The organism is Halalkalibacter hemicellulosilyticusJCM 9152 (genome assembly GCF_000513115.1).
GTDB lineage: Bacteria > Bacillota > Bacilli > Bacillales > Bacillaceae_D > Halalkalibacter > Halalkalibacter hemicellulosilyticus.
This window is the reverse complement of the sequence record NZ_BAUU01000072.1, coordinates 1-4,357: the sequence shown is the minus strand read 5'-3', so window position 1 is coordinate 4,357 and position 4,357 is coordinate 1. Positions and strand designations below refer to the sequence as shown.

Sequence of the window (4,357 nt, the reverse complement as noted above, 5' to 3'; positions counted from 1 at the left end):
CCATTTCCAATTGATGGTGAAGAAGTAGTAGATGTTGCCGTTACCATTGGTCCAAAGGCAAAAAAAACAATGAAAATAAAAATTCCACTTTTGATCAGTGGAATGGCATATGGGATTGCACTTAGTGAACAAGCAAGGCTTTCTTTGGCGGAAGCAGCAAAAAAGACAGGAACTGCGATTAATTCAGTTCAGGTTTTGAATTTGCTGAAATGGTGTTAAACAAAGCCCTTCGTAATTTCCGAAAAGAGATTTTGTTTTGCATAATTCTCCGCAAAACGTCCGAAAGAAATAATTTTGGTTTTATCCTCGGAAATTTCCAAGTTAAATTTCTTTAATCTGCATTTTAATGATTGGAATTGCCATAGTTTCCTGAATATAATAGATCCATAAATTTGTTATTTCTGCAGAAGTTAATCTTTTTTTAATCAAATCCAATCTTTCAAATCCTTTCGTTGTAAACTTTTGCTTTTAAAATTTTATTAATAATGTGCTACTAATGAAAGTTTTTTATTCCATTGTCAACTGAAACAAAATTATTAAGTCATTTTTAAAGCTTTGTAAATTATCCTGTTCGTTTTGTTGTTGACTTTAACAATTTAAACAATTTTTTATACACTCTCGTGAATTTTTTTCAGCTTCAAGGCTAAACTATGCAAGTAATTATAATTAGCTGATTTTAAGGTGGTTTTCCATGAATCAAAAGATGATTCAAGCTGTTCATATTTATATCTTATTTATTATGTCTACAGGATTCATGGTACATGTTCTAATTATCCCAGCTATATTATCAACCGCTAACAGGGATGCCTGGTTAAGTGTCATTTTCAGTACGATACCATTTATCCTCTGGATTCTGCTTGTTTTTCATATTTATAAAAAATTAAATACTCATGATGATATTCTCTCTTTACTTAAACGAAAATTATCTCAATCCGGGGTTTTTATAATATTTTCAATAGTATTCGGAGCCTATTTTCTAATTTCTGCCTTTATTACTCTTAAGTATACTTTTTTTTGGGCAAATGCTAATTATACTTTTGAGGTCCCTAATTTTGTCAGTGTATTGTTATTCGGACTCATTTGCTTGTATGCGTCTGTGAAAGGAATACGAACGATAAGTACGATTGCTTTTCTAGTGTTTCCATTAGTGTCATTTTTCGGATTTTTAGTAGGTTTCGGAAATTCGAAAAATAAGAATTATGAACTGTTATTTCCGATATTTGAGAATGGATACATAGATTTTCTTCATGGTTTAGTGTATAGCTGTGCTGGTTTGTTTGAAATGATCTTTCTTTTGTTTTTAACGTCTTTTATTAAAGACAGATTAAAGATTAAATGGCTTATATTGGTTGGGATCATCCTTGTGTTTTTAATCTTAGGTCCACTTGTGGGAGCCATTTCACAATTTGGTCCAGAAGAAGCAACAAAATTGAAGAATCCAGCTTATGAGCAGTGGAAGCTTTTAGAAATTAGCGAGCATATTACTCGACTTGATTTTCTTTCAATCTTTCAATGGCTCTCTGGAGCATTTGTTCGGATAAGCTTATCATTATTTATTGCAGACAAACTATTTTTATCAAACAAAAGGAAAAAATGGGGTCTTCCTATCCTTTATTTACTATTAATCATTGGTGCCTCCATTCCTTGGAATGCTACCTCATTTTTTTACTTTTTACAAAATTATTTTTTCCCTTTTAGCCTTATTTTTCAAATTTGCACGCTACTGATTTTTTTACTAATCATTCATTTAAAAGGAGATCAACATGAAGAAAGTTCAACCTAATAAAAAAGTCGTCAGCATAGAACAATTGAAAATTTGGTTTGAAGGTTCTTCTGATACCGTGATAAAAACGAGGGACTATCAAGATCATACTTTGGATTTTTTGTATTGTCCTCAATTAGTAGATATGAAATTTATAAATGAGGTTATTTTTCCAACTATTAATGAAGTTATAGAAAAGAACGGTCACTTAAATTTTGAATTATTAAATAATGTTCTGGAGGCCAATAAGCTTAAAGATATACATACCGTTAAAACAGAGACAGAGGAAAAACTATTTTCAGGTGAATTAATCATATTTAATCATCATTTAAACGATCTTTACTTTCTACCCGTATCAAATCTTCCAAAACGAGGTCCTGAAGAATCTAACATGGAATCCTCAATTAGAGGGCCAAGGGATGGATTAGTAGAAAATATATCGGATAATATGGCATTAATTCGTCAGAGATTAAAAACATCATCATTAAAAAGCATTGATTATACAATTGGTGAAAGAAGCAGAACGAAAATCTTATTACTTTATATAAATGATATTATGAATCCTTCTATTCTTGAAGATGTCAAAAAGCGATTAGATTCCATAAAGGTAGATAGTGTCGCTAGCAGTTACGAAATTGAGGAATTCCTATATGACAAAACCTTTTCACTATTCCCTTTGATGGAGAATTCAGGCAGACCAGACTTTGCTGTTCAATCCTTAACACAAGGAAGATTTGTGATCATAGTAGATGGAAATCCGACTTGCCTAATAGGACCCGCAAATTTAAATCAACTATTATATTCACCAGAAGACGCTCATGATAGTTTTTTTTACGTTAGTATGGTCCGTGTTCTGCGGTTTTTGGCTATATCTACGACGATTTTCTTACCTGGTTTTTATATTTCGTTAATAACCTTTCAACTTGATCAAATTCCTTATTCACTTATCGCAACAATATCTGCCTCTAGAATTGGCTTGCCTATATCTGCGCCTATGGAAGTTTTTATTATGCTTGTTTTATTTGAATTATTTAAAGAAGCCGGGGTACGCCTACCTAAGGCTGTTGGACAAACTGTTGCTGTTTTAGGCGGATTATTTATTGGTGATGCTGCGATTCGTGCAGGGTTAACATCTCCATCCTGTTTGGTCATTGTTGCTGTTACAGTGATATCAGGTTATATCCTAAGTAATCAAACCCTGGCAGGCAATCTCGTGATTCTGCGATTTCTAGTTTTAGCCTTTTCAGGTCTATTTGGATTATATGGCTTCTTTATTTCTTTTTTTCTCATTCTAACAAACGTGGTTTCATTAGAAAGCTTTGGTCAGCCGTATATGTCGTATTTATCCAAACCCCATGGAGCAGATATCATTAAAAATATGTTGAAGTTGCCTTATCGATTTATGAAGAAGCGAAATCAAGCATACCAACCTATTGATAGCGATAGTCAAAAGGAGTAATATATGAAAAAGATTTTATTGATCATCATGATAAGCAGTCAGATTTTTTTCCTGACTGGGTGCTGGGGTGCAAAAGAAATACAAAGTCAAACTTATATTACAGCTTTAGGACTAGATTACGCTGAAGGAGAATTTATCGCCTATATTCAAGCCTTGAATTTTGCCAATATCGCGAAGCAAGAAGGCGCTTCTTCTCTACAGCAAGCCTCCCCCATCTTAATTGGAGAAGCTAAAGGAAAAACAATACAGGCCGCTTTAAGCAAATTAGAACAAAAGTCGGCATTACCTCTCTATTACGGGCTTGTTGAATCCATTCTTTTAAGTGAAAATCTTATAAAGGAGCAAATGAAGTCCGTCATCGAATTTATTGGACAAAATTCTTTACTTAGATACAATATATGGCTTTTTGGTACGGAACAGGATATTAAACAAATTTTAACAAGTGAGAGCTTTTTTAATTTCCCATCTTTATATACAATCATCCATAATCCCAAAACCCTAACTGAAAACAACTTTTTTATTCCCATTGAAAAGTATAATAAATTTATCTCGACCTATTCCCAGCCAGTTGGTACACAGATCATACCTTCATTAGAAATGAATAAAACTCATTACTCAGAGGATGAAGAAAAGAAAAATATTGCTGTTGTTACCGGAGGATTTGTCATTTCACAGAAACAATATAAAGGATGGGTAAATAAAAAAGACCTAAGTTGGCTTAAAATGGTTTTCTAAAAAAGCTACTAATATCCCTCTCTCCCTCTTTGAAGAAAAAGTAAGTGTAATCATACAGAAACCTAAAAAAACAATTGAAGTAGTAAATGGTTATAAACCTTCCTATCACTTAATTGTAAAAGCCAATGCAGTATTGATTCAAAATGAGGAAGATATTAGTATAGATAAAATTAAAAAAGTATTAGAAAAGAAAATTAAAAGGGAAATATTAAAGACGATGGAGAAAAGTGAAGAAATAAATGCAGATTTGTTAAATATAAGTGAAAAAACATATCGATATCATCTGAAAAAGTGGGATGTAAGTGCAATTAATTCGATTGATAAAGAATCTATAGAACATATTGAAGTAAAGATACACATTGAACAAAATATAAACTATAAACATTAAAAGGACAATAGGG

At 32.2% G+C, this 4,357-nt stretch carries 4 protein-coding genes and 1 pseudogene; all 5 read left to right on the top strand.

The genetic code is table 11. The features are described 5' to 3' along the window. Positions 1–186, top strand: a pseudogene (locus JCM9152_RS20755) (glutamate synthase-related protein); the annotation flags it as partial. A 505-nt stretch (positions 187–691) separates the two neighbouring features. Then, positions 692–1,783, top strand: coding sequence for an endospore germination permease (locus JCM9152_RS20750; RefSeq protein WP_022629635.1), 1,092 nt, complete (start codon positions 692–694; stop codon positions 1,781–1,783). After that, positions 1,764–3,221: a spore germination protein gene (locus JCM9152_RS20745; protein WP_022629636.1), complete on the top strand. Its 1,458-nt coding sequence runs from the start codon at positions 1,764–1,766 to the stop codon at positions 3,219–3,221. The genes JCM9152_RS20750 and JCM9152_RS20745 overlap by 20 nt, the downstream gene beginning before the upstream one ends. A 3-nt stretch (positions 3,222–3,224) precedes the next feature. Beyond that, entirely contained in the window at positions 3,225–3,956 is a 732-nt protein-coding gene (locus tag JCM9152_RS20740; RefSeq protein ID WP_035347672.1) for a Ger(x)C family spore germination protein, read from the top strand. A 13-nt stretch (positions 3,957–3,969) separates the two neighbouring features. Then, positions 3,970–4,344, top strand: coding sequence for a Ger(x)C family spore germination C-terminal domain-containing protein (locus JCM9152_RS20735; RefSeq protein ID WP_081728167.1), 375 nt, complete (start codon positions 3,970–3,972; stop codon positions 4,342–4,344). Positions 4,345–4,357: the final 13 nt, after the last annotated feature.